At 41.1% G+C, this 2949-nt stretch carries 2 protein-coding genes; one reads left to right on the plus strand and one right to left on the minus strand.

All coding sequences use genetic code 11. The annotated features are described in order from the left end of the window. Positions 1–187: 187 nt before the first annotated feature. Entirely contained in the window at positions 188–988 is an 801-nt protein-coding gene (locus tag Q0954_RS33475; RefSeq protein WP_299466278.1) for a hypothetical protein, read from the minus strand. A gap of 211 nt (positions 989–1199) precedes the next feature. Between Q0954_RS33475 and Q0954_RS33480 the strand changes: the two genes are divergently transcribed. Beyond that, the gene (locus Q0954_RS33480; RefSeq protein WP_299466281.1) at positions 1200–2876 is read left to right on the plus strand and encodes a M48 family metalloprotease; all 1677 of its coding nucleotides are present in this window, start codon (positions 1200–1202) and stop codon (positions 2874–2876) included. Positions 2877–2949: the final 73 nt, after the last annotated feature.

Consider the following 2949-nt stretch of genomic DNA (forward strand, 5'->3'; position numbering starts at 1 on the left):
TGCCGCGTTTTTTGACCTCGCCTGACCAAAAAATATTTCCTTAAACTATAGAACTTTATTTTTGCATCGTTCCTTAGTGTAAGTTCTATAGTATGCGTCAGCACTATCAACCATCGACTGATAGACCATCGACTAAATCGACCCCACAACTTTTCAGCTATCGAAGGCTTAAGGAAACAGCCTGGTACTATTGATAGTGTTTCTGGTACCAGGTTTTAAACTGGTCGGCATTGGGTTCACCAAAATACTTTTGTAGGTAAGCAAAAACAGTATCTTTGATTTCTTCCTGGGTGAGCTCATTGGCTTTCATAAACTTCACCATTTCATCTACCTTCTTTTGGTGGGCATTGTCCCAAAAAAACAGTTTTACCCGACCAATATCTATTACTTCTTCGCCATTTTTGTAGTAAAATAAGCCAAAATCATTGATCTCTTTTCCTGAAATTTTCTTCCCTTCTACCCTAAACAACCGATCTTTGTTTACTGTAAACCTGTTGTCTTCAAAAGGTAGTTTTTTATTTACTTTTTCACCCTTGTATTGGTAGCTCATAAAAAAGAACGATTTCTTATTCAGTGGAAACAAAGCCTTTTTCACTTTTACGGTTGCTTCATCGCCCAAAATTAGGTGGGGCTCCCCTTTGCCAAAATAATAATGGATCATTTCTCTGGTGACCATCTTTTCGTCTCCACGAGCACTTGCTCTTCCCTTCGACACCAGGTTCTTTAATATATAAGCGGCTTCACTCATGCTCTTTTGAGCAGGCTTGGCACTCAACACCATACGCCCATAACGCTGGCTGCTCACCAACAACAACGCCCGTGGCGATACAAATTTAATTTTGTCGGTGGCCTTCAGTTTTTGTCCCCGACGAATATTTTTGCCATTTCGACTTACCTTTCCCTTGATATTGATCACGTGGTATACATCCTGAGCAAATGATAAATGCTGGATACTGATAAGTAAAACAATAAAGAATGTTTTTGTCATAGTTGTGTTGTATTTTTGCCGTATCATGAATTAAAGCAGGTTTAGAATTAGCCAAAATTTAAACATGCGCTACAACCTTTTACAGCTTCATTCAACTGTTTATTTTTTTCCAAAAATAAGCACAGAGTTTTGTAAATAAAACTGTGCAATTGTAAACCATCCTTCGTTGAAAAGTTATTTGCAATAAAATACAAACAAATCAACACTTTATATGATCATATCAATACAAAGTAAAAAGCGCCTGAAAACAGTCGTAGTCACCATTTGCACCCTGTGGGTAATGGGTATTGTACCAGAATTAAAAGCACAAACCAGCCAACAGTTGCACAAAGCAAAAGTAGCCAAAAAAATATATACCCAAGTAGCCAGGGTAGCCAGAGACTCGCGTAAAGCGCCCACGTTTAAGTTTATATACAACAAAAGTGAACCTTATTACAACGCTTATTATAACCCACTGGACAACTCTATCAATATAGGAGAAGGCGTATATGACATTGCCGCAGGGTTTGGCAAGGACTCATTAAATGTGTTGGCAGCAATTGTAGGACACGAACTGGCTCACTTTTACAAAGACCACGGCTGGGGTTGGTCGTTTGGCATGGCAAATAAAGATTTGGAAATAGCCAAAAAAATATACAAGCTAGACATGACCGAAAAAAGGCGGGCTGAAATGGAAACTGAAGCCGACTATTTTGGTGGCTTGTTTGGCTATATGGCAGGCTACAACACGCTTGCCGTAAGCAAAAAGTTTTTGACTCAACTGTACAAAAAAATAGGGTTGAAAGAAAAAACAGAAGGCTATCCCTCGCTCAGCGAACGCATAGGCATTGCACGAAATACTCAGAAAAAACTACAAAAACTGGTGCCCGTGTTCGACGCTGCCAACTACCTCACCATGATCAGGTCTTACGAACGTGCTTCGGCTTGTTATAGCTATATTGGCAGTACTTTTCCTGGCCGCGAAATATACAACAACTCAGGAGTAGCATTGGCACAACAGGCAATTCAATTATTTGAAAAAACAACGCTCAAATATTTTTATCCTTTTGGGCTGGATACCGATACCCGGCTAAACAATGCGGGCACCCGTGCCGGGGGAGAAACCAGGCAAGAAAAAAGAACGAGGTTATTAAAAGAAGCCCTGGAAGACTTTAAATCGGCGGTGTACCTCGACAAAAACTATGTGGCAGGCTATGTAAACCTTGCCTTGGCCAATGAATTGCTCGAAGAAAGAGCCCTGGCTATAGGCTATGCTACCAAAGCCATAAAACTTGCCAAAAAACAAGGACTGGCACTATTGGAAGCCAACGCCTGGATAGCCAAAGGGATTGCCCAGGCAAAAGAAGGGGATACCGACGAAGCTAAAGAATCGTTTAAAAAAGCCCAAAAAGCCAACCCAACCATTGCCAAAATCAACCTGGAAGCACTCAAAAAAGCCAACCGTTTTGGCTATGGGTTTGAGATAGTAAAATCAAAAGAAAAACCTGGCCCTAAAGAAAGCATTGCCGAAGCCGACCTCTCGATGCTAGAGGTGCTGACTGAAAATGCTCAAAAAATCAAGATTCGCAAACGAGACAAAAAACGCCCCGCAATTTTGCTAAAAACAGCTCAAGACCAAGACGAGGGCTATGCAGTAATGGAGGTGACCAGTTTTGGCATACCCAAAACCAAGAGCGCGTTTTTGCGTACCTTGCCAGGCTACGAAGGAAACACGGCAAGGGGCATTAAAATAGGCGACCCACTCAGCAAAGTACTAAACAAATACGGTGAGCCTGGCAAACGGGTAGCAAGTACCCAAAGCACCATTTTGGTGTATTTAAATGCAAGAATCATGTTTATGATAGACGCCCAAAAAAGTGTAAGTGGCTGGATGCTGTACAAAGATTAGGAATGGTGAGAAATTAAATTACCATTCTTGAGGTAGAAGTTTTGTTTTGAGACGAGGCTATTTTTTGCGCCCA

The sequence above is a fragment of the uncultured Microscilla sp. genome (assembly GCF_947493425.1).
Taxonomy (GTDB): Bacteria; Bacteroidota; Bacteroidia; order Cytophagales; family Microscillaceae; genus Microscilla.

Excerpts from the sequence above, each read along its gene's own strand:
- Q0954_RS33475 (WP_299466278.1), bottom strand. The coding sequence starts at position 988 with ATGACAAAAACATTCTTTATTGTTTTACTTATCAGTATCCAGCATTTA.
- Q0954_RS33480 (WP_299466281.1), top strand. The coding sequence starts at position 1,200 with ATGATCATATCAATACAAAGTAAAAAGCGCCTGAAAACAGTCGTAGTC.